At 44.3% G+C, this 22812-nt stretch carries 22 protein-coding genes and 2 tRNA genes; 11 read left to right on the top strand and 13 right to left on the bottom strand.

Annotated elements, in window-relative coordinates; translation table 11 throughout:
• Positions 1 to 22 precede the first annotated feature (22 nt).
• Both mutY and H150_RS0100245 read left to right on the top strand, forming a co-directional pair.
• Entirely contained in the window at positions 23 to 1117 is a 1095-nt protein-coding gene (gene mutY / locus H150_RS0100250; RefSeq protein WP_019957031.1) for an A/G-specific adenine glycosylase, read from the top strand.
• Positions 1118 to 1227: 110 nt separating this feature from the next.
• Complete coding sequence (locus H150_RS0100245) at positions 1228 to 3441, top strand: RelA/SpoT family protein (RefSeq protein WP_019957030.1); 2214 nt, start codon at positions 1228 to 1230, stop codon at positions 3439 to 3441.
• A 67-nt stretch (positions 3442 to 3508) separates the two neighbouring features.
• Here H150_RS0100245 and H150_RS0100240 read toward each other — a convergent pair whose 3' ends face one another.
• On the bottom strand, positions 3509 to 3988 hold the full coding sequence (locus H150_RS0100240; RefSeq protein WP_019957029.1) for a universal stress protein: 480 nt from the start codon (positions 3986 to 3988) through the stop codon (positions 3509 to 3511).
• 143 nt (positions 3989 to 4131) lie between these two features.
• Here H150_RS0100240 and H150_RS0100235 point away from each other — a divergent pair, with 143 nt between their 5' ends.
• The 5 genes from H150_RS0100235 to H150_RS0100215 are packed head-to-tail and all read left to right on the top strand — an operon-like array spanning position 4132 to position 7286.
• Entirely contained in the window at positions 4132 to 4905 is a 774-nt protein-coding gene (locus tag H150_RS0100235; protein WP_019957028.1) for a tRNA threonylcarbamoyladenosine dehydratase, read from the top strand.
• Entirely contained in the window at positions 4902 to 5729 is an 828-nt protein-coding gene (locus H150_RS0100230) for a segregation and condensation protein A (RefSeq protein ID WP_019957027.1), read from the top strand. Before H150_RS0100235 ends, H150_RS0100230 begins: the two co-directional genes overlap by 4 nt.
• A complete protein-coding gene (locus tag H150_RS0100225) occupies positions 5726 to 6205 on the top strand; it encodes a PaaI family thioesterase (protein ID WP_019957026.1) in 480 nt (159 codons plus the stop codon). The genes H150_RS0100230 and H150_RS0100225 overlap by 4 nt, the downstream gene beginning before the upstream one ends.
• Positions 6202 to 6630, top strand: coding sequence for a PaaI family thioesterase (locus H150_RS0100220; RefSeq protein ID WP_019957025.1), 429 nt, complete (start codon positions 6202 to 6204; stop codon positions 6628 to 6630). The genes H150_RS0100225 and H150_RS0100220 overlap by 4 nt, the downstream gene beginning before the upstream one ends.
• A gap of 20 nt (positions 6631 to 6650) precedes the next feature.
• Complete coding sequence (locus tag H150_RS0100215) at positions 6651 to 7286, top strand: GDSL-type esterase/lipase family protein (RefSeq protein ID WP_019957024.1); 636 nt, start codon at positions 6651 to 6653, stop codon at positions 7284 to 7286.
• Here the strand turns inward: H150_RS0100215 and H150_RS0100210 are convergent.
• The 8 genes from H150_RS0100210 to H150_RS0100175 form a co-directional block, all read right to left on the bottom strand.
• Positions 7283 to 8347, bottom strand: a complete 1065-nt coding sequence (locus H150_RS0100210; protein ID WP_019957023.1) for a hypothetical protein — start codon at positions 8345 to 8347, stop codon at positions 7283 to 7285. The genes H150_RS0100215 and H150_RS0100210 overlap by 4 nt on opposite strands.
• A gap of 123 nt (positions 8348 to 8470) precedes the next feature.
• Positions 8471 to 9043, bottom strand: coding sequence for a 50S ribosomal protein L25/general stress protein Ctc (locus H150_RS0100205; protein ID WP_019957022.1), 573 nt, complete (start codon positions 9041 to 9043; stop codon positions 8471 to 8473).
• Between the two features lie 69 nt (positions 9044 to 9112).
• Positions 9113 to 10099 (bottom strand): ribose-phosphate pyrophosphokinase, encoded by a 987-nt coding sequence (locus tag H150_RS0100200; RefSeq protein ID WP_026353339.1) that lies wholly within the window; start codon positions 10097 to 10099, stop codon positions 9113 to 9115.
• Positions 10100 to 10318: 219 nt separating this feature from the next.
• Positions 10319 to 10393: transfer RNA gene (locus H150_RS0100195), tRNA-Gln, on the bottom strand.
• A gap of 27 nt (positions 10394 to 10420) precedes the next feature.
• Positions 10421 to 10495 (bottom strand) — tRNA-Gln (locus H150_RS0100190).
• Between the two features lie 6 nt (positions 10496 to 10501).
• Entirely contained in the window at positions 10502 to 11350 is an 849-nt protein-coding gene (ispE, locus tag H150_RS0100185) for a 4-(cytidine 5'-diphospho)-2-C-methyl-D-erythritol kinase (protein WP_026353338.1), read from the bottom strand.
• 34 nt (positions 11351 to 11384) lie between these two features.
• A complete protein-coding gene (locus H150_RS0100180) occupies positions 11385 to 11966 on the bottom strand; it encodes an outer membrane lipoprotein LolB (RefSeq protein ID WP_019957019.1) in 582 nt (193 codons plus the stop codon).
• On the bottom strand, positions 11963 to 13825 hold the full coding sequence (locus H150_RS0100175) for a UDP-N-acetylglucosamine--peptide N-acetylglucosaminyltransferase SPINDLY family protein (protein ID WP_019957018.1): 1863 nt from the start codon (positions 13823 to 13825) through the stop codon (positions 11963 to 11965). The genes H150_RS0100180 and H150_RS0100175 overlap by 4 nt, the downstream gene beginning before the upstream one ends.
• Before the next feature lie 144 nt (positions 13826 to 13969).
• Here H150_RS0100175 and mutM point away from each other — a divergent pair, with 144 nt between their 5' ends.
• The 4 genes from mutM (at position 13970) to H150_RS0100155 (ending at position 18108) form a co-directional block, all read left to right on the top strand.
• A complete protein-coding gene (mutM, locus tag H150_RS0100170; protein WP_019957017.1) occupies positions 13970 to 14791 on the top strand; it encodes a bifunctional DNA-formamidopyrimidine glycosylase/DNA-(apurinic or apyrimidinic site) lyase in 822 nt (273 codons plus the stop codon).
• 13 nt (positions 14792 to 14804) lie between these two features.
• On the top strand, positions 14805 to 15626 hold the full coding sequence (locus tag H150_RS13415; protein ID WP_019957016.1) for a lysophospholipid acyltransferase family protein: 822 nt from the start codon (positions 14805 to 14807) through the stop codon (positions 15624 to 15626).
• Between the two features lie 135 nt (positions 15627 to 15761).
• Positions 15762 to 16505 (top strand): glutathione peroxidase, encoded by a 744-nt coding sequence (locus H150_RS0100160; protein WP_019957015.1) that lies wholly within the window; start codon positions 15762 to 15764, stop codon positions 16503 to 16505.
• A 160-nt stretch (positions 16506 to 16665) separates the two neighbouring features.
• Positions 16666 to 18108, top strand: coding sequence for a dihydrolipoyl dehydrogenase (locus H150_RS0100155; RefSeq protein WP_019957014.1), 1443 nt, complete (start codon positions 16666 to 16668; stop codon positions 18106 to 18108).
• Positions 18109 to 18174: 66 nt separating this feature from the next.
• Here H150_RS0100155 and H150_RS14615 read toward each other — a convergent pair whose 3' ends face one another.
• From H150_RS14615 to H150_RS13400, 4 genes are all read right to left on the bottom strand, one after another.
• On the bottom strand, positions 18175 to 19125 hold the full coding sequence (locus H150_RS14615) for a putative phage abortive infection protein (RefSeq protein WP_019957013.1): 951 nt from the start codon (positions 19123 to 19125) through the stop codon (positions 18175 to 18177).
• A 117-nt stretch (positions 19126 to 19242) separates the two neighbouring features.
• Positions 19243 to 19620, bottom strand: a complete 378-nt coding sequence (locus H150_RS0100145) for a PH domain-containing protein (RefSeq protein WP_019957012.1) — start codon at positions 19618 to 19620, stop codon at positions 19243 to 19245.
• 96 nt (positions 19621 to 19716) lie between these two features.
• A complete protein-coding gene (locus H150_RS14610; protein ID WP_019957011.1) occupies positions 19717 to 22206 on the bottom strand; it encodes a dynamin family protein in 2490 nt (829 codons plus the stop codon).
• Positions 22207 to 22342: 136 nt separating this feature from the next.
• Positions 22343 to 22783 carry an FKBP-type peptidyl-prolyl cis-trans isomerase gene (locus tag H150_RS13400; RefSeq protein ID WP_019957010.1) on the bottom strand — a complete coding sequence of 147 codons (441 nt, stop codon included), beginning with the start codon at positions 22781 to 22783 and terminating at the stop codon, positions 22343 to 22345.
• Positions 22784 to 22812 lie beyond the last annotated feature (29 nt).

The raw sequence follows: 22812 nt of genomic DNA, 5'->3' as shown, positions 1-22812 counted from the left end.
TTTATTGTAACTGAATCGTCCCATGTCTTCGGAATCATTTTCATTTAATTTAAACAAAGCTGTCTTTTCAACCACATTACTAAAATGGCAACACCAACACGGACGAAACGACTTGCCGTGGCAACAACGCAATCCTTATTTGGTTTGGGTGTCAGAAATCATGTTGCAACAAACCCAAGTCAAAACCGTATTAGACTATTATCCTCGCTTTACCGCGCGCTTTCCCGATGTACACACCTTAGCGCAAGCACACAGCGATGATGTCACAGCCTTGTGGGCAGGCTTAGGCTATTACAGTCGAGCCCGCAATTTACACCATGCCGCCAAACAAGTGGTGCAAGACTTCAATGGCCAATTCCCTAGCGAGCGCGAGTCATTACAGCAACTCAAAGGCGTGGGTCGCAGTACGGCTGCCGCCATCAGCGCTTTTGCTTTCCATCAGCGCGAGACCATCTTAGATGGCAATGTCAAACGGGTTTTATGCCGCATTTTTGCACAATTTGGCAACCCTCAAGACAAAGCTTTTGAAAACCAATTATGGACATTGGCAGAAAGCCTCATCCCACAACATCCTCAAGACATGCCTGCTTACACACAAGGCTTGATGGATTTAGGTGCCACCGTTTGCACTCGCAGCAAACCAAAATGTACACAATGCCCGATGCAAAAAGGCTGTGAAGCTTATGCCAAAAACCTAACTGATGTTTTGCCGCAGCGCAAAACTCCCGTCAAAATTCAAGAACTACCCTTAAAATGGCTATGTTTGATTAACCAAAAACAAGAAATCTGGCTACACAAGCGGCCTGAAAGCGGTATTTGGAGTCAATTGTATTGCGTGCCGTCGATTGATGAAAGTGCATGGCTGCCATATCTGCAAAAACATTCTTTACATGAAACCGCCATGACAGCGTTGGCGCCCATCACACACAAGCTGACCCACCGCCATATGCGCATTACTCCATATATTTTGCACACAAACTCAGAACGCATACAGCAAATGCATATAGATGGTCAGTTTTATAGTTTACAGGACGCTTTAAAGCTCGGTTTACCTAAACCTTTACAGCAACACTTGTCGACCTTTATGCATTTGGATTGGATTACAAAATCGCATTAGCGTTTGTAGTCATATCGATGTGACCAAATCATCCTAAAAACCCACGCTAATTAGGCTATAATCCTTGTTTCGTTTCAAAACTTCCATGCTCGTAAAGGATGTCGCACGCAATGGTCTCTCTGACTACGGTTAATGCTCCAGAAGAAACCCTGACTCCAGAACAATGGCTTAGCCGTTTTTCCACACAGCTGCCAGAAGAAGAAGTCTGTTTACTCGAAAACGCTTTGAAACTGGCACAAGAGTTCTATCCTGCTGATGCAGTCACACAAATGGGCGAACCCATGTTGTCGCATGTATTAAGCGCCACGTATTTTGTCCATGAATTGAATATTTTCAGCGATGCCATTGCCGCCACGCTTTTGTCTGCTTTGCCTGTTTATTGCGCAGATTGGAAAGAACGTGTTGCCACACAATGCAATGACAGCGTAATGAGATTGGTCGAAGGCATCGATCAGATTCAAAAACTGACCAAATTCTCCAAAGTCGAGAAAATCAGCACGCCGCAAGAAAACCAACAACAAGCCGAATCCATGCGCAAAATGTTGATTGCGATGGTATCTGATATTCGTGTGGTATTGATTAAGCTGGCAATGCGCGCCCGCACGATGCATTATATGGCGCGCATTCCTGACAGCGAAGAAAAGCGCGAATTAGCCAAAGAAACTTTGGACATTTTTGCCCCTTTAGCCAATCGCTTGGGCGTATGGCAATTAAAATGGATTTTAGAAGATTTGGGGTTTCGCTACCAAAAACCCGAAGAATACGTCCAAATTGCCCGCTTGCTCGATGAAAAACGCATTGAGCGCATCGACTATATCAATGATGTTGTGGCTACGATTGAGCGTGAATTAAGTCGCCTCAGCATTCATTGCGAAGTTGCAGGCCGCCCCAAACACATTTATTCCATTTACAAAAAAATGACCAAGAAAAAGCTCGATTTTTCGGGCTTGTACGACATTCGTGCCGTACGGGTTTTGGTTGATACTGTGCCACAGTGTTACACAACTTTGGGCATCATCCACAGCATGTGGCAACCGATTCCAGGTGAATTTGACGATTACATCTCCCACCCCAAATCCAATGATTATCGCAGCTTGCATACTGTGGTCATCGGCCCCAAAGACAAAGGTGTGGAAATTCAAATTCGCACGTTTGACATGCACCAATATGCTGAATTTGGCGTTGCCGCACACTGGCGCTACAAAGAAGGTGGCGAAGGCGACAAGGCTTACGAGCAAAAAATTTCATGGTTGCGTCAATTATTGGATTGGCGTGAAAATGTGGCGGAAGATGACAAAGCCAATGAGTTGGCCGAAGCATTTCAAACCGAACTGTTCAATGACACGATTTATGTGTTAACGCCTCACGGCAAAGTTTTGTCTTTACCCGTTGGCGCAACACCAATCGATTTTGCCTATGCTGTTCATACCGATTTGGGTCATCGCTGCCGTGGTGCGAAAGTCAATGGGCATATTGTGCCCTTGTCTACACCATTGGAAAATGGTCAACGTGTGGACATCATCACCGCCAAAGAAGGCAATCCATCGGTCAACTGGCTGATTGAAGGCTGGGTCAAATCGTCCAAAGCCATCAGTAAAATTCGGGCTTTCGTACGAGCGCAAAATTCTGAAGCCGTGCGTGAAGATGGTCGAGCGCAGTTGGACAAACAATTAAACAAATTGCCGCAAAAGCCTAATTTGCAACAACTGGCAGAAGCCTTGAATTTCAGCAAAGTGGATGATTTGTATTTGGCTGTCGGTCATGGTGAAATGACCCCGCGCAGCATCAACATCGCTGCGCGCCAATTATTACATCCTATTGTCGAGCAAACGACCATTACGCCCGATAGCCTCATTCGCAAAAGCCGTGCGCAAACAGACAAAAGTGGTATTTTGGTCGATGGTGAAGATGGCTTATTGTCATTTTTAGCCAAATGTTGCAAACCCGCGCCGCCTGATGAAATTGCAGGTTTTGTCACCAAAGGTCGTGGTATTTCAGTGCATCGCCAAAATTGTGCCGCTTACAAAAACCTAGCCCAAATGCATCCAGACAAAATTGTCTCCACGCAATGGAGTGCCTCGAAAATCGATCAAGTTTTTCCAATTGATGTGGAAATCATGGCACGCGATCGCAATGGTTTGTTGCGTGATGTCTCCGAAGCATTCTCACGCAATAAATTGAACGTCATTGGCGTCAATACCTTGACCAAAGACTCTTTGGCCACGATGCGTTTTACAGTAGAAATCAAACAAGTCGAAGATTTGCCGCGCGTTATCAGCAATTTGAGTGAAATCAAAGGTGTATTCAGCGTCAATCGCTTGTAAGCACCATTAAAAAAGCGTCCTGTAAACATTTACAGGACGCTTTTCATTATCTTAGAACAATGGCAACTTATTCGTCATCTGTCGCAACATCTTCATCACTGCCACGAATGACCAACAATGGCAAATCTGTTTGACGCATCACAGTTTCAGCAAAACTGCCCATCAACAAATGCATCAAGCCAGTACGGCCGTGAGTGCCCAATACCAACAAATCCGCACCACTGTCTACTGAGTAATCAACCAACAATTGCGCCATATCACGCACGCCTTTGATAGAAATCGCAATGTGACGTTGCACTTCGCTCAAACCCAATGATTTTGCCAATTCTTGTGCATCGTCCAACACACGCTCAGCCTGTGCCAAAGCTGTGGCTTCATAACCGTCTTCTTGCAAAAATTCTGGTGCCAAAGCCATGTATTCCGTTGGATTGGCAATATTCACCAAAGTGATTTTACCTTGACCTGCAATCGCAATTTGAGCTGCGTGACGCAAAGCTTTCAAAGAAGTATTACTGCCATCAATGGCTACGACCAAATTCTTATACATATTTACCGCTCCTTACGGATCATTTTTCATGGTGATGAGTTAAGTGCTATCTCACATACAGTATAATCACAAGCGCCCTGTAAGACACTGAGTGGCCTTACCTAAATGACGATTTATTGACTTGGCTTAAATAATACAACAGCATGGATACACAAACAAACCCTAATCGCCGCTTCGGCGGCATCGAAAGACTTTACGGCACAGCCTCTTGGCAAAAACTGCAACAAGCACACGTGACCATTGTTGGCGTAGGCGGTGTCGGCTCGTGGGTCGTTGAAGCATTGGCACGCTCAGGCGTGGGTCAATTGACTTTGATTGACTTGGACAATGTTGCCGAATCCAATACCAATCGCCAATTGCCTGCTGTGACACCTTTGTTTGGCATGCCCAAAGTGGAAGCACTCAAACAACGGGTATTTGACATCAATCCTGAATGCCAAGTCCATATCATTGAAGACTTTGTGGATGAAGACAATATCTCTACTTTGTTCGCTCAAAACGTGGACTTTGTCGTGGATGCCATAGACCAAGTGCGTGTTAAAGCTGCGATGGCAGCATGGTTTGTGCGCCACAAACAAGCGTTTATCGTATCAGGTGCAGCAGGTGGTCAACGCCATCCTGAACACATTCGTGTGGCAGATTTGAGTGCCGTCAAGAATGACAAATTGCTTTCTAATTTGCGTTACACTTTACGCAAACGCCATGGTTTTAGCCGTGATACAGACAAAAAAATGAAAGTGCCATGTGTGTATTCATTGGAAACCGTGATGCCGCCACAAAACGATGGTGCTTGCGATTTGAATGGTTCACAAGGTTTGTCTTGTGCAGGTTATGGCGCCAGCATGTTGGTGACAGCAAGCGTTGGCTTGCAATGCGCACATGCGGCAATTGAACACATTGTGAGCGCATCTCAATGACAGTGACGGAAGTACTGACCTTACAGCCCGAGCCTGCAATTGCTTGGGTGTTTGGTCAACCTGTGGCCGACATACCCAAAGATTTGTTCATTCCACCCGATGCATTGCAAGTGGTTTTGCAAAATTTCGAAGGGCCATTGGATTTGTTGCTGTATCTGATACGCAAACAAAATCTCGATATTTTAGACATTCCCATCACCCAAATTACCGAACAATATTTAAGCTATATTCAACAGCTAAAACACCAGCAATTTGATTTGGCAGCAGAATATTTGTTAATGGCGGCGATGTTGGTAGAAATCAAATCACGCTTGTTATTGCCTAAAACCATCACTATGGACGATGCCGAAGAAATCGATCCACGCCAAGAATTGGCGCTGCGCTTATTAAAATACGAACAAATGCGTTTGGCTGCAATAGGCTTGGATGAGTTGCCACAAGCAGGACGCGATTTTGCATGGGCAGTGCTACATGTCGATGTCCACATTCCCAAAGCTTTACCACAAGTGGATATTGCGGATTTAAAGCAAGCTTGGTTGGCGATTTTATCGCGGGCAAAAAACCATGCAGGGCATCAAGTGATACAAGATGCCGTCTCGGTGCGAGCACAAATGTCACATGTATTGCGTTTGTTAAAAAAACACGGCTCTTGTCGCTTTAATCAATTGTTTGCCGCATCCAGCAGCGTTACCATGTTGGTGGTCAATTTCATCGCCATGTTAGAGTTAATCAAAGAAGGCTTGATTTACGCGGAGCAAAACCATGCTTTTGCCGACATTGATATTTTTTTGAACCCAACCCCATTATCAGAAAGCACACCATGACAGAGCCGGTCAATCTTGTGGTTTATGAAGCACTGAAAAATCATTACGTGCATTTGCCACATTGCAAAATATTGAATTTGCAATTTGAGCACACAATACATCGCAGCCCTACTTTGAGCGTGGGGTGGCGAGAAGATTTAATGGGCAACAGCAGCAATCAAGTCATACATGGCGGCGTGATTACCACTTTGGTTGATGTGGCCTCTGCCACGGCTGTGGCGGCTCATTTGCCTGAGTTTGAAACTTTGGCCACGTTGGACATGCGCATTGATTACTTACATGCCGCCACTCCCAAGCAGCGTATTTATGCCACATCAGATTGTTATCGCTTGAGCGGACAAGTCGCTTTCGTGCACACCACTTGTTATCACGACAATCAAATCGACCATCCTATCGCTTTGGGTATGGCAACATTCATGCGCACGCCGATTCCTGCACATTTAAAAGCTTACATACACAAGGAGTTGGCATTATGAGCGGCTATCAATTGCATCCTGTTTTAACTGAAAAAGCCCACACTCACATGCCTTATACCCATTTAATTGGCTTGCAAATATGGCTCAATGCTGAAGGTGTGCCTTTATTTCATGTTCCATTCAAATCTGACAATATCGGCAACACTTTTTTACCTGCTTTGCATGGCGGCATGATAGGTGGTTTTATTGAAAGTGTGGCAACACTGTTTTTAAAACACCACAGCGGTTTGGATGAATTTGCCAAAGTCATCGACTTTTCAATTGATTATTTGCGTTCAGGCTTGTCCGAAGCCATGTATGCGTCCTGTAGCCTTACCCGTCAAGGCAGCCGTATCGCCCACTTAACCGTCACCGTCTGGCAAAGCGATGCCAAGCGTCCAATTGCCGTGGGACGGGTACATTGCTTGATGCCAGATGCCGCGTGAATGGGCGCAAAGGAATTAAAATGTCATACAAATATGTTTTACAGGCCGCTTGTATTGCTTTGATTGGCCTATTCGTCAATGCCTGTGGCGCAAGTCATGAACAGGCTTTGTCCCAAAACAGTACCGTCTTGATTTTGGGAGACTCCTTAACACAAGGTGTGGGCGCTAGCAGCAAAACTATGGCTTATCCAAGCTTATTGGCGCAATCTAGTGGTTGGAATGTCATCAATGGCGGTGTTTCGGGTAACACCTCTGCCCAAGCTTTAGAACGCTTGCCCGATTTACTCAGCGAATACCAACCAGAACTGGTCATTATCAGCATAGGTGGCAATGATTTTTTACAACAAAAACCCAATACAGAAACCCGCGCCAATATCAGCCAAAGCATACAATTAAGCCAACAAAACGGTGCCAAAGTATTGTTAGTTGCCGTACCTTATTTGAGTCTTGCTGCCGCAATAGGGCATCCTAGCGACCACGATATGTACGAACAATTGGCCAAAGAACACCAAGTGTATTTGTTACAGGACGCTTGGAGCGATGTTTTGGGCGATGAAGATTTGCGCGCAGACACAGTCCATGCCAACGATGCAGGCTATGCCAAATTCCATACTACCTTGGTCAAAAAATTAGAACAAATTGGTTGGTTACCCTAAAGCTTCAACATCCCATTACGAGGTTTTGACAGGGCGATATGTCTTACCCACGGCCGTGGTCTTTTGGCAAATTTCCAACAACTCATGAAAAAATATTCAGTTCGGATATAAGGCAACAACACTTGCACTTGATGATCAGATGGCGGCAAAACACGTGAGCAAATGAGGATGAATTCAGGATAATCGAGAACTTTTTTCTGTTTTGGATGCTTGGGGGTTTCAAGAAAACCGATGGTCTCAACATCTTGCCAGGCAATGAAGTTTTCATGGTGATGGCAAACAGGTGGGTATTTTGTTCCCAAACGATAAAAAGATGACCATTCAATCACATCAAAACACCAATGCATCCCTGCTTCATCCAAACGAAACCAACCCATTTCACGATTGATTGTCAACTGCCAAGCCTGTATCAACTTCAAACGCTGCAATCCCAATATCACCACACCCAGCACACCGATGACCACGCAGCTTGCTGTGCGCCAACCAAGCTGACTGAAATCCATATAATACAATCCCAGCCAAGCCATATTAATAAACATTAATAGAAAAATATTTTTTTCAGCAATGCGATAATTGAAATCATGGTGGATGTTGATTTTCAGTGTGGGAAAGGTATTTTTACCCAAACGTCGATATCGCAATATTTTGTATTCGATGCTGTACATCAAATGAATCAAATAATAGCCGGCAAAATAATAAATAGCGATGCAAACCATACCCAGTAATTTACGCGTCCCATCATTGTCTAAGCCCTCAATGTAAGCCTTTTGCGCAAAAAACCCAAATAAAACCACACCCAAGATGTGCCACAATTTTTGGTATTTGGCCACACTAGATATCAAAGCCAGCACCAACATCGCCCACATGGCACACACCAAAGCCACCCATTCCCAAGGCGCCACCCATTCCCAAGGCGCAAAGCGATTGCCCAAAGCATACCAATACCTAGCAAGCATATCGCTGTACTGGGCTAAAAAACTGATATACCAAGGCACCATACTCACCAGCACCAACAGCCAAATAGGCGTGGTTAAAGCACGAGAAAATTGATTGAATACCATATGCCGGCGCATCCTAATCATCAAAATTTGCAATCAGCATAATGTATCTTAAACATAAAAAAAGCGTCCTGTAAAATTTACAGGACGCTTTTGATTCAACTCAAAGATATTAAAATCTTCAAATTAACGTTTTTTACCAGTGATTGCAGCAATCGCCAAGTTTTCATCACGTTTCAAAGATACGCTTTCAACGCCTTCTGGGAATACGATGTCAGAAATGTGAACGATTTGGCCAGCAGTTGCCGCTTTCAAATCAACAGTCAATTGTGCAGGGATGTTAGCAGCAGGTGCGTAAACTTCGATCGCTTGGATCAAACGGCTTACACGGCCACCTTGCAATTTAACTGCAGGAGATTGTTCAGCGTTGATGTAATGTACAGGTACTTTAACTTTGATGACTTTAGCAGCATCAACAGCTTGGAAATCTACGTGCAAAACGGCTGGTTTGAATGGGTGCATTTGGAAATCACGCACGATCACGTCAACTTCTTTACCATCCAAAGACAATTTCAACAAAGAAGAATGGAAAGATTCTTTTTGCAATGCGTAAAAAATCGCAGTACCGTCAATAGCAACCATAGTTGCTTCTTGGTTTTCACCGTAAACAACTGCAGGAACTTGACCAGCGCGACGCAGGCGGCGGCTCGCACCAGTGCCCTGTACGTCACGAACGATAGCTTGAATAGATTGAGACATAATAAAACTCCAGATTAGATAATAACGCCGCCATCGGTCGCGACCAACTTAAGACGGCTCTATCATAGGTTATGGGAGAAAACGCGCTCCCGGCGCGGTAACGTCCTCATTGAAGAGGTACGATACAGATTCTTCATTGCTGATACGACGAACAGTTTCAGCCAACAAACCAGAAATGGTCACTTGGTGAATGCGTTCAGATGCTTCCGCTTGTGCGCTCAATGGAATGGTGTCGGTTACAACGACCAAGTCGATGTCTGAAGACTCAATGCGCGCCACTGCTTCGCCTGAGAATACCGCATGAGAAGCATAAGCCACCACACGCTTAGCACCACGTTCTTTCAACGCAGTCGCTGCTTTGCACAAAGTATTGGCAGTATCGATCATGTCGTCGATAATCAAACAAGTTTTGCCGTTGATATCACCAATGATGTTCATCACTTCAGCGACGTTGGCTTTAGGACGACGCTTGTCAATAATAGCCAAATCAACATTCAACATTTTCGCAGCAGCACGCGCACGCACCACACCACCAATGTCAGGACTCACCACGATTAAGTCTTCAAAACGACGTTGTAAAATGTCGTGAATCAAAATCGGAGTAGCATAAATATTGTCTACAGGAATATCAAAGAAACCTTGAATTTGGTCAGCATGCAAATCCACCGTCAATACACGGTCGATACCTGCTGAATACAACATGTTGGCAACCAATTTCGCAGAAATCGGCACACGTGCAGAACGAGGACGACGGTCTTGACGAGCGTAACCAAAATAAGGAATCGCTGCCGTAATACGACCTGCAGAAGCGCGCTTCAAAGCGTCTGCCATCGCCAAAACTTCCATCAAATTGTCGTTGGTCGGTGCACAAGTAGGTTGTACGATAAACACATCGCGACCACGCACGTTTTCCAATAATTCAATGGCTACTTCACCATCAGAAAACTGGGTTACAGACGCACGGCCTAACGAAATATCCAAGTGTTTCACTACGTTTTCTGCCAATTTCGGGTTGGCATTACCCGTAAATACCATCAAGCTGTCGTATGCTGCCATGTCGTCTTCTGCGCCTTGTTTCAAATGATGAAATTGTGTGTTCATAATGCTGCGTTCCCAATGTAACGGTGACCGCCGCACGGTCAAGCGCGTAATGATACACCATCCCATAGGATAATTTCCACTGCCAATACCAAATTATCAATAAAAATCAACTATTAACCAACAAATTCAAAATGCAAAAAAGCGCATCGGCTTAACCAATGCGCTTTTTCTATTTGGCTGGGGTGGTAGGGATCGAACCTACGAATGCTGGAATCAAAATCCAGTGCCTTACCACTTGGCGACACCCCAATAAACTGGGCGATATAGAAAGATTTTTGGCTGGGGTGGTAGGGATCGAACCTACGAATGCTGGAATCAAAATCCAGTGCCTTACCACTTGGCGACACCCCAAAAAACTCAATCTATTTCTGCAAGAGGATGTTTATCTAGCCCTACAACACAATATGCTTCGAAATGTGATGCAACCGCTGTATACACTTTTTTAGCAGCTGATTCATTCGGCATCGGTAAAAATACACATGCCCCAGAACCCGTCATTAAAGCATCGCCGTATTGTTTTAATACATCCAAAGCTTCTTTGACTTCTGCATACTCTTCCAGAACGACTTGCTGCATATCATTTCTATGCTGCTGCGTCGATTCGAGGATTCGCATTATGCTAGGCTTAGAATCGCGTGTCAAGCGTTCGTGATTAAATATTTTTGCGGTTTGAACATGCACATTGGGCTTAATCACCACATACCATTGATTTTTTAGCACAACTTCGCTCAAAATTTCACCAATACCCGAAGCAAAAGCATTGCGCCCAAAAATAAAAACAGGTACATCTGCACCCAAACGCACGCCTAAATCCATCAACTCTTGGCGTGACAAACCCGTTTGCCATAACTGATTTAAAGCCAACAAAACGGTTGCAGCATCAGACGAGCCACCGCCCAAGCCACCACCCATAGGAATGTTTTTTTCTACCCACAAATCTGCACCCAACACACTGCCCGTGTGTGTTTTAAGTGCAACCGCAGCACGTACACTCAAATCTTGCTCAGGTGCCACGCCGTCTATCAAGGTATGCAAAACAATTTCGCCATCATCACGCACTCGCACATGCACAGTGTCATACAAACCAATAAAACGAAATACCGTTTCCAACAAGTGGTAACCATCCTCACGGCGACCGACAATGTGTAACATCAAATTCAATTTGGCAGGTGCCAAAAAAGCCTGCGCATCGGCAGGCACATTCATCAAAGCCATTTCATATTTTCCATATTCTTCATACTCAAGCGCTGCGCTCGCACACCTCTGTGTCTGGTAAAGTGCTAGGACTTTGGTATTGGCTGAACAACAATCGAATGCTCAATTGTTCACTTTCTAGCAATAACAAACGCGGTTGACCCTCTTCATTCACTTGTCGTTCAATCACCCAACCGTCTTGCAACAAGCGCCCATCTTCAAGCACTGTATGTGGGCTGCGCTCATGCCAATGCCCATGCGCCCACACATCCAAAGCCTCCACAGGAATGGCAAAGCCCATCAAACGCTCGCTCAATTCACTCGCTGTTGCCGCTTCAAAACGTGAGCCATCGCTGGCAACTGCAACCACGCCTTGTGCATCTTGGCACAACTGCCCCACAGTATTGCCCAAAGGCGTGTTCACATCCAATTGTTGCATCTTACCGCTGCTGCTCCAATCGAAATTGGCATAAGAGCCTTTGTCATTTTGTTTGACCGCCAAGCGTCCTGAAGCATCGAATGATGTTTTGTTTTCAGGACGCTCATGCCAATCTTTGGCCACAGGCACTGTTTGACACGCTGCCAACAAAACACTGGCTAAAACCACGCCACCGAAGCGCCAATTCATGGCTGTACCTCTTTATTTGGCAACAAATTCAACCGTTTTAAAGTGTCGAGCAATACAGGATGTTCGGGATTGAGTTTCCAACCTTGCTTGGCCAAAGCCCGCGCATTTTTTTCATCGCCCAAAGCATGGTAAGTCTCAACCAAGTGCGCGGCTACTTCTGCATCAGGGTATTTTTCATACGCAAATTTCAAATATGCCAACGCTTTTTCAGGCTGCCCTTTTAAAAAATACGCCCAACCCAAACTGTCATTGATGTGTGGTGCTTGTGGTGACAATTTAAACGCACGTTCTAGCAACACAAAACCTTGCTCACGCGAAGCTGCATTGCTGAGCATCGTATAGCCCAAAGCATTCATGGCATCGGCACTGTCAGGACGCAATTGCAATTGCTTGCCCAAGTCTTGCATCGCCTCTTCAGGACGGTTGAATTTGTCCGCCAACAAAATACCCCGCTCCGCATACAAATCTGCCAAAACCTCTCGATTTGGCGACGCGCTTTTCAATTGCGCCTCAATCAATTGAGTGTATTGCGCATACGCTTCATTGGGCGCTTGCTTGCTAATCCACATCAATTCCAAATGACGCCATTGCTGTTCATCATACAAATGATTGCCTGTGGGTTTATGGTCTTTGGCAAGATCCAAAGCCTTGCGCATCGCATCCCAATCTTTGCGCTCTGCTGCTGCCGTTGCCAAAATCACACTTTTATCAAATTGGAAAGCAGGCGCATCAATTTTATCGGTCCATTGCATCGCCGCTTCGTTTTTCTTTTGTCCAAACGACAACACCGCCAACAAAGTCGCAACACGATTGCGTTCTTCTACATTACCATTTTGATAAGCGCGCTGTAACCAAGCTTCCGCAGCGGCATAATCATTTTTCTTCATCGCCAAAATACCGGCCTGAATCTGTAACTCAGTACGTGGATTTTGACTTAATTCTTGTTGTATCAATTGATATGCTTGCTCAAATTGCTCACTTTTGACCAAAGCATCAATTTGCAATTCTCGCCACACATCCGATAAATATCGAGAATCAGCTTGAGCAAAAAATTGGCTGACTAATTCAGGTTTGCGCTGCGCCAAAATCCCAATAACCACTTGCGTTGCTGGGCTAATATCTGCATCTAATTTGGCCAAACGATTCAACGCCGCAATCGCTTCTTTATCATGGTTAGACAAAGCTGCAAACATCGCCTCTGCCACTGCTGCTTCGGGCAAATTGGCATGATTTTTCACCGCATTGCGCACCGTGTCATAGCCTTGATGGGCCACTTCGCCACCACTCAAACTCAATTGTGCCAACAATAAAAACATGCGTTTGATTTTGATGTCATCCACATATGGCAATACATCATTCAAGTTTGCCAAAGCCGTCTTCGCATCACCACGAGCGGCACTCAATTCCCACGCCACTTGACGCTGTAATACGGTTGGCACAGGTTCAATTTTACGCCAACGGTCTAACAATATCTGCGCTTCAGCATAAGCGCCTTGTCCAATTGAAATCTGAATGGCGCGCTCTGCCATTTCAGGGCGGCCTGTACGCTCAAACAATACCGCATAAGCACCCAATGCCCCACGAGTATTGCCTTCTAATAAAGCCAATTCACTGGCAATCATGCCCGAAAACGCATTGGCATCTTGTGTGACTTGCTGCAAACGCAATTTTTCTTCTGCCGCAGCACGTGCTTTTTTAGCCTCAGGTGACAACGTCTTTGGTGAGATAGTCTCATCCAATTGCACAGTATTGGTATCTGCCTGACTGGCTTCAACCACTGTTTGCGCCCATGTCGTGCCTGTCGAGAGTAAGGTTAAACCAAGTGCCATCGGTAATAACCGTTGTTGCCAACTTGCCATAAACGCCCATCCTTATGTCATTTCAGATTTCAGTATTCATACTTTAACACAGCACAATGTTAGTTTGGGTATGGCAAACTTGGCTCTTGAATCAAAGCTTTTTAACCTTATCTACTTCCACCTATACTTGATGAAAGCCATACCATGCCTGAATTACCAGAAGTTGAAACCACCCGCCGAGGCGTGGCGCCATTTTTGAATGCTCAAATCGTAGACCATGTCATCATTCGCCAATCTAAATTACGCTGGCCTATTCCAACGGATTTGAATGAACACATTGGTGGCTGTCAAATTGAAAAAGTGGAACGCCGCGCCAAATATTTGTTGATTCATTTTGCTCATGGTGTGGTGTTGGTGCATTTAGGCATGTCTGGCAGCTTGCGTGTGTTTGAAGCGGGACAAATACCCGAAGTCGGCAAACACGACCATGTAGACATGGTCTTGCGCAATGGTACCGTGCTGCGTTACCACGATCCGCGTCGTTTTGGTGCATGGCTGTGGTATAGCGGTGCTTTGGAACACCACCCATTGTTAAACAAACTGGGTCCTGAACCTTTATTGCCTGAATTTAACCGCATTTATTTACAGGACGCTTTAAAAACACAAAAGCGAGCAATCAAATTGGCGTTGATGGACAATCATGTGGTCGTTGGTGTGGGCAATATTTATGCCAATGAAGCATTATTTCGTTGCGGCATCTTACCCACACGTCCTGCAAACCAAGTCAATATAGACGAAATCGAAAAATTGGTGATTGAAATCAAACAAGTGCTTACCCAAGCCATTGCCGCTGGCGGTAGCACTTTGCGCGACTTTGTAAACAGTGATGGCAAAAGTGGCTATTTTCAGCAACAATACTTCGTCTATGGGCGTGACAATGAAACATGTCATCGCTGCGCAGGACTGATACACAAAATAGTCATCGGTCAGCGCTCTAGTTTTTACTGTCCTCTTTGCCAACAATGAACAATGCCAAAACATGATTGTTAATCCTCCTGCTCGCCCGATTGCCTTGTTACAACGCTATAAACGCCTTTGGCGTTCATTGTGTTGGTTAATCAACTTGCTCAAAGCTTCACGCAAAGCCAATTTGATGCCACACTCGCTCAAAACCGAACAATTCATGCAAAAAGCATCTCGCGACTTGCTGAATATTTTGAATGTTCGGGTCGAGTTACATGGCAAAATTCCTGAGGATTTAAACGGCTTATTGATCGTCGCCAATCACGTTTCATGGTTGGATATTTTAGCCATGGTGTCGGTACAACCGATGCAATTCATTGCCAAACAAGAAATTCAATCATGGCCTTTATTGGGCAAAGTGGTTGCTGGCGTGGGAACGGTGTTCATCAATCGCTCCCAACGCAAAGACACCGCTAAAATCAATAGCGTGGTCAGCGAACAATTAAAACAAGGTCAAACCGTTGCCTTTTTCCCAGAATCACGCACCTCCGATGGTAAAGGTTTGCGCTCATTCAAAGGTGCATTGTTTCAGGCCGCTATCGATAGCAACAGCACCGTGTTACCCATTGCCTTGCGTTATTTCAATGCCGATGGCAAACGCTCCAGCCACGCCGCTTTTATAGATGGTGTGAGCTTACCCAAATCTTTGTGGATGGTTTTAAGCGAAGAAGAAACCGTTATCCGCATCGACTTCACACACACCTTGTCCAGCAGCACTTCAGACGTGCAAGAGCCTGTCACCCGTTTTAAACTCAAGCAACAAGCACAACAACAAGTGGCTGACTTGGTTTTAGATGACCGCGACCTAACGCGTTTATCTGAATGGAATTATTTATAATATCTATCACTCAATAAATAATGATAAATACATTTTATATTTACATTGCAGCATAATGGTTTCAATCAAATTGAAACAAACCTGTTGTAGTTTTTACCTTACTAACCCCAAAAAACCTCTATTAGGAGTTTTACCATGGCATTTGAAAACAAAGAAGGTCAACGCGTACCTAATTGTTCTTTCCCAGTTCGCGTAGGCGACTCTTGGGCTACTTTGACCACTGACGAGATTTTCAACGGCAAAACCGTTGTTGTATTCTCTTTGCCAGGTGCTTTCACACCAACTTGTTCTTCTACTCACTTGCCACGTTACAACGAATTGGCAGCTAAGTTCAAAGAATACGGCGTTGACGAAATCGTTTGTGTATCTGTGAACGACACGTTCGTAATGAACGAATGGAAAAAACAACAAGAAGCTGAAAACGTTTCTGTGATTCCTGATGGCAACTGCGAATTCACTCGCGGTATGGGCATGTTGGTTGCTAAAACTGCCTTGGGCTTCGGTGACCGTTCATGGCGCTATTCTATGTTGGTTAAAGATGGCGTGGTTGCAAAAATGTTCATCGAACCTGAAAAAGACGGCGACCCATTTGAAGTATCTGATGCTGACACCATGATCCGTTACATCAACCCAGATTTCACTGAACAAGCTTCTATCAGCATCTTCACTAAACCTGGTTGCCAATACTGCGCGAAAGCAAAAGAATTGTTGAACGAACAAGGCTTGGCTTACGAAGAAATCGTTTTGGGTACTGATGCTTCTACCGTATCTGTACGTGCGATTACTGGTAAAACTTCTGCACCTCAAGTATTCATCGGTGGTCAATACATCGGTGGCTCTGAAGAGTTGGAAGCTTACTTCGCGACTGCTGAAGCTTAATTTTAGATTGTTTCTAAAATTGAATGCATAAAAAAAGCCATCGCAAGATGGCTTTTCTGAACACCTTTTCAAGGCTGTTCAGTTGATGGTTTTGACAGCAGAATCATCAACTCGACGGCTTTATCAAGCCATTGATTGAACTTTAATAAGGACAACTCACATGAAACAAATTCAAGCAGATGTCGTCATCCTCGGCGGCGGTTCGGCTGGCATGGGTGCGTTCCGCTCAGCTCGCAAATCAACCGACAACGTTTACATCGTTGAAGATTACAAATTTGGTACCACTTGCGCCCGCGTTGGCTGCATGCCATCTAAATTGTTGATTGCGGCTGCCGAAGCTGCCCACCATCCGAAACACACTGCTCAATTTGGTGTTCATGTGGAAGGTGACATTCGTGTCGATGGCAAAGCGGTGATGGATCGTGTACGCTCTGAGCGTGACCGTTTCGTAGGCTTTGTAGTAGAAGACGTGAACGAGTGGCCTGAAGACAAACGCATCTTGGGCAAAGCACGTTTTACCGATGCCAACACCATTGTTGTGACCAACAACGAAGGCGAAGAAACCCAAATCACCGCCAAGCGCGTGGTGATTGCCACAGGTTCTCGTCCAATTGTATTGCCACAATGGCAAGCGTTGGGCGAGCGTTTGATCATCAATGACGACGTATTCTCTTGGGAAACCTTGCCAAAATCAGTAGCGGTATTCGGTTCTGGCGTGATTGGTTTGGAATTGGGTCAAGCATTGGCACGTTTGGGCGTAGACGTTCATGTGTTTGGTTTGGGCAATTTGATCGGTGGCGTTTCTGACCCGAAAGTCGCTGACAAAACTTTGGAAATTTTCCACCAAGAATTGACCATGCATTTGGACGCAAAAACCACTGTCGCTTTGAACGAAGCAGGCAACGTGGTGGTGTCTTACGAGCAAGGCGATGACAAAGGCGAATTTGAAGCGGAATACTTGTTGGCATCGATTGGTCGCAAACCCAACACCGACAACATCGGTTTGGAAAACGTCGCTGGTTTAGAATTGGACGCGCGCGGCGTGCCTGTTGCCAACCGTTTGACCATGCAAACGAACGTGCCGCACATCTTCATCGCGGGCGATGCATCTAACCAATTGCCATTGTTACACGAAGCCTCTGACCAAGGCGTGATTGCAGGTACCAACGCAGGCGCATTCCCTGTGATTAGCGAAGGCTTGCGCCGCAGCGCCATTGGCGTGGTGTTCTCTGACCCGCAAATCATGAGCATCGGTTTGAAATACGCCCAAGTGACAGCGCAATATGCTGAAGAAGATTTTGTGGTGGGCGAAGTGTCATTCCACAACCAAGGTCGCTCTCGTGTGATGGGCGTAAACCGCGGCATGATGCGTGTTTATGCTGAGCAAGGCACTGGCTTATTCTTGGGCGCTGAGATGGTTGGTCCTGCTGCCGAACACATTGCGCATTTATTGGCTTGGGCACACCAACAACAAATGACCGTGCCTGCCATGCTGGATATGCCGTTCTACCATCCTGTGATTGAAGAAGGCGTGCGCACCGCTTTGCGTGATGTGAATGCCAAATTGGTTTTGGTAACGCAAGAAGAAGCGGTTGAAGCTTAAGGTTTGAATACCATTTAATGATTTGAAAATACCATCAGCGTCCTGTAAGGTTTACAGGACGCTTTTTTAATTATCTTTTATAAATTGTAATAATTTTTCATACATTCTAGTTTCACTTTGTAAAACACTACTCACATCAATTTCCCCTTGATATTCATATAAAATTTTATTCAATATATCAGTATTCTTGAAACTCAAATCTCTTAATACATCATATTTTTGAATTAACCTTAATTGCTGCGAAATTAACAAAATATCTTTTTGACTATACTGAGTAGGATTTTTCTCAATTCTATCAGTAGTTTCAATAAAGAAATAAAAGATACCCCTTAATTCATACGGAGATAAATTATTGACTAATATATTAATATACTCCTCTTTATCTCTTGTATCTAAGAAGTCAGGAGCTTGGTCTATTTTTTTCAAAATACTAACCAATGCAAAAATGTAATTTTCCAAACCCACGAATATTTTAGGTCTATCTCCAAATTTACTTTGAAACAATGTCAATAAGAAAAAATATATTCCTTCCTCTAATCCATTCTTTCCATAAGTCGTTCTTACAGAAACTCCCCCTTTAGAAGATGGACCATGCCTCTTAAATTCAAACAATTTAAGCGGTTTCTCAGTATTTTCTAACAATCGCAAAAATAAGCTTTCGAAATTTTGCCTGTCAACTTGCTCAATTTGCTTTTGTGTTAATTGAGCCTGTAATTGTTGCGCCTCACTTGCTTTGGCTAACTCATCACGGGCTTCTTTTAACTCTTGCTTTTGTACTTTAAAAGACTTAATCAGCACATACAAAGCGCATCCTGCAATCAAAGGGTTTAAAATCCCACCAAAATAATCTCCCATTGCGCCCCAACTAGCAGCTTCTTTTTGAATTTCATACCCTCCAAAATGAAGAAAATAAGCCACACCTGCAAGCACAGCAATACAAAAAACCGTCCAGCCTAAGTTCTCAACTGTACGTTCTTCTTTTCCTTTGTCTTTATCTTTAAGCTTTTGATTGCCCATTCTTCAATACCCATTTTAAATATTATTTGATTATTACATATCAATAAATAAGCGTCCTGTAAAACCTTACAGGACGCTTCTCATTTCAATGTTTCTAAATTTCAAACCAATATCAAATCAACCCAACACAAACTTCGCCAAAGCTTTTTGGGCTTTAAGAATGTCGCCGCCGCGTCCAAATGTGGTTTCAATCGGCTCTGTGCGTCCTGAAACCCACAATTTCAATTCCGATTCCAAATCAAACGTGCCTGCCGATTCAATCGAAAACGTGACAATGTTTTTATAAGGAATGCTCAAATATTCGGTTTTTTTGCCCGTCACACCTTGTTTGTCGATGAAGATGACACGTTTGTTGGTCAACACCAAAGTATCACGCAACACTTGATACGCACTATCGACCATTTCGCCATCTGCCAAAATTTGCGCCAAAGCCTCTTGCCATTTTTCGCTTTTCGCCTCACTGGCATTGCCCATCAAGCCACTAAACAAACTCATGTTTCATCCTTTCGCATTCATCCAATACAGATGATATTACCTATAAAAAAGCGTCCTGTAATCTTTTTACAGGACGCTTGCAGCACGATACCAAGCTTAAATATTAAAAGCTTCTTTAATAAATTGAATGCGACCTTCGACCTTGAAGTTCTGCTTGGCAATTTGATTGAGCTTGTCTTTGCGACGGGCTTTTTCTTCGTACGGCAATTTTTCGTTTTCAATCGCTTGTTGCAACTCATTGAGCAAGCTGTCTACTTGCGCTTGAATGCTCACTGCGTATTCATCAATGCTGCCCGATTTCACACCCACGTCAAACTCTGCTTCACTGATAATAGGCTTAATGACGCGAGTATAAATGGCTTCGGCAATTTGACCTGAAATCTTCACCAAATCAACTTGATACAATTCATATTCCACATCATCCGTACCCCAATCAGCAGAAAAAGGCGTTGCCGCAGCACGTTTGACCCAACCCCAAGCGCCCGATTGCTCGATGACTTTGGTACGCATTTCGCTTTTCACAGACGTTTGCTTGAATTCAATTTTATTCACCGAACGCGGTGTCATCGCAAAATGGCTAGGCAACGTCACTTTTAGATCAATGCCTTCATTCGAGAATTTGCGTTTAATGCTGTCAAACGATTGGCGATATTCTTCTTGAATCTCTTCCAAGCCTTGCTGCATGATGCCCAAATGCGTTTGCACCGCTTGAGTTGCATGGTCGTTTGCCATCACCGATAAGCTCAATGTCACATCGTTCATCATTTCAAAGAACGCATCTTTGTCTTGTGCCGACACGGTCAAGATTTTAGAGGTCAATTGATTCTCGCGGCTGTCCTCGCTGGCTGCCAATTGCGCAGCAGCTTCACGGCGCTTGTCTTTAGAAGACACTTCGCCCTCTTCGCCCTCGCCTTTATTGCCTTTGAACATGCGCAAAATCTTAGGCAAACCCGAAGCTTCACGGTATTTTTGCTGTGCATCCAACAAATTTTTGTCCATCTCTGAACTCAATTTGGCAATCGCACGTTGGGTTTGGCTTTCTACGTCAAAAATAATCCGTTGCGCGCTGCGGTTCAAATCTTTTTTCAGTTTCGCCAAGCTGTCTTTGAACTCGTGGGTGAGCTTCTTAGACAATTCATTCACTTTCTTCTGATCTTGCTGCATTTGCACGATGGCGGCTTTAATGCGCTCCAAATCCTGCTCATTGAGCTCAACTTGGCGGCTGAAATAACCATTGATACTGAACACGTTTTTAATGTCGTTAAACACTTTGTCCACATCAACCAAAGCCGAACAAATTGCCAAATAAGGCGCATTGTCGTTGGCGCTGACGATCACTTGCTCCACAGGCTCTTTGATATTCGAACGCTCAAGCAAACGCTCAATACGGCGGTAAATGGTCTTCTCGCTGTATTCTGCCCATTCTTCTTCGTCAATCTCACCAAACGCTTTTTTGGCAAAGTCGGCAACCCAACTGGATTCTACATAAACAGGTTTTTCACGATACACACGCATGTAATTGGACAAACGATTGGCCAAATACGCGTCTTGCGCAGAAATCGGATACACACGATCAATTTGAATACGCCCTGCCAACAAATCCGATGCCACCAATACTTTGGTCATGCGCGCATCGTCAGCATTGGCATTTTTTTGGTCAAATTTGTTCACAAATGTGTACAAACGACTTTGGTCAATTTTTGGAATCTTGCTTAATTGATCACGAACTTCAGCCTCAGCTTCAGACTTCAATTGCGTGTAATCCAAAACCAAAACCACTGCCGAGCTGCGACGCAATTGCTCTTCGAGCATCACTTTCAATTGCGGCTGTTTCGCTTCATTCGGCCCTGGCGTATCAAGCAACATCAAGCGGCCTGAACTCGGTCCTGCATTTTTCAGATAATCAAATTCAACTTCAATAATCGGCAATTGGTGAATGTCACGGTAACTAGAAAACGGAAACTCGACGCCCATTTCCAAAGCTTCAGACAAACGCACCAAATCATTGAAATGCGACAACACATTGAAAACACGCTTAGCACCAGTGCTGTTGTTCTCAAAACGCACGCCTTTTAAAACACCCATACACAATTTTTGTAACTCAGGCTGCAAGTTATCAATCGACTTGGTATTGAGTTTTAAATATTTGTGAACTTGTTCAAGAAAATCGTTAATAGGATGGTTATTGAAGGTAATTCTAGGCTCGGTTTGACCTTTTTTATGACAAATCAAAGTCGGAATCGCCGTCATCGGACGATTGCGATTGGGCATGATTTCTTTGCCAACAATGGCATTGATGGTGGTCGACTTACCTGCCTTCATCGTACCAACAATCGCCAAAATCACATCAAAATTTTGTAACTTGTGTTTTTCACCTTCCAACAGCTTCACCATCTCAGGCAAATGCTTGTCGTCAATCATCAAGTCATGGTTTTCTTTGTGAAACGGCACCAAACCCAAGGCAGTCATTTCGTGCAATAGACTGATTTGGTGGCTCAATACGCGGGTCAACTCATCTCTAAATGCCAACAATTGCTGTGGGTTGTAATTGTTGCTTGGAGCTGGCTGTGTGTGTGTGGTAGTCATAAGCGTCCTTTTTCATGAGACGGGTGTTGTATGGCGGCTATCTTAACGGAATATCATTCTCTTAATATCGATTTAAATCAAACGGCATGCATCAAAAAAAGCGACCCGTAAATAGATCGCTATTATAAGTTTGTCATTATGACGATACAATCTCAAGTAACTCTAATTCAAAGATTAACGTTGAATTAGCACTGATTTCTTTCGATTTATGTTCATCTTTATACGCTAATTCCGATGGAATATACAAGACCCACTTGCTGCCAACAGGCATTAATGGCAATGCTTCTTGATAACCTTGAATCAACTTATTCACTGCAAAAGTTGCTGGCTGACCACGATTCACCGAGCTGTCAAATACTTCACCTTTTAAATTTTGACCATGATAATGACACACTACTTTATCTGCCAGAGTCGGTTTTGAACCAGTACCCTCAATCAAGACAAGGTATTGCAGACCCGAAGGTAAGACGTTCACGCCTTCTTTTTGGGCATTTTCAGCCAAAAAATCTTGACCTTCTTCTAAGTTTTTCAAAGCTTGAGCCGCTTTCTTTTTGGCCAATATTTCAGCAACTGACATCGTTATTCCTACAAAAAAACTAAACACCG

This window comes from Vitreoscilla stercoraria DSM 513 (genome assembly GCF_000382305.1).
In the GTDB taxonomy this organism is placed as follows: domain Bacteria; phylum Pseudomonadota; class Gammaproteobacteria; order Burkholderiales; family Neisseriaceae; genus Vitreoscilla; species Vitreoscilla stercoraria.
This window is presented reverse-complemented; position numbering and strand designations above follow the sequence as displayed.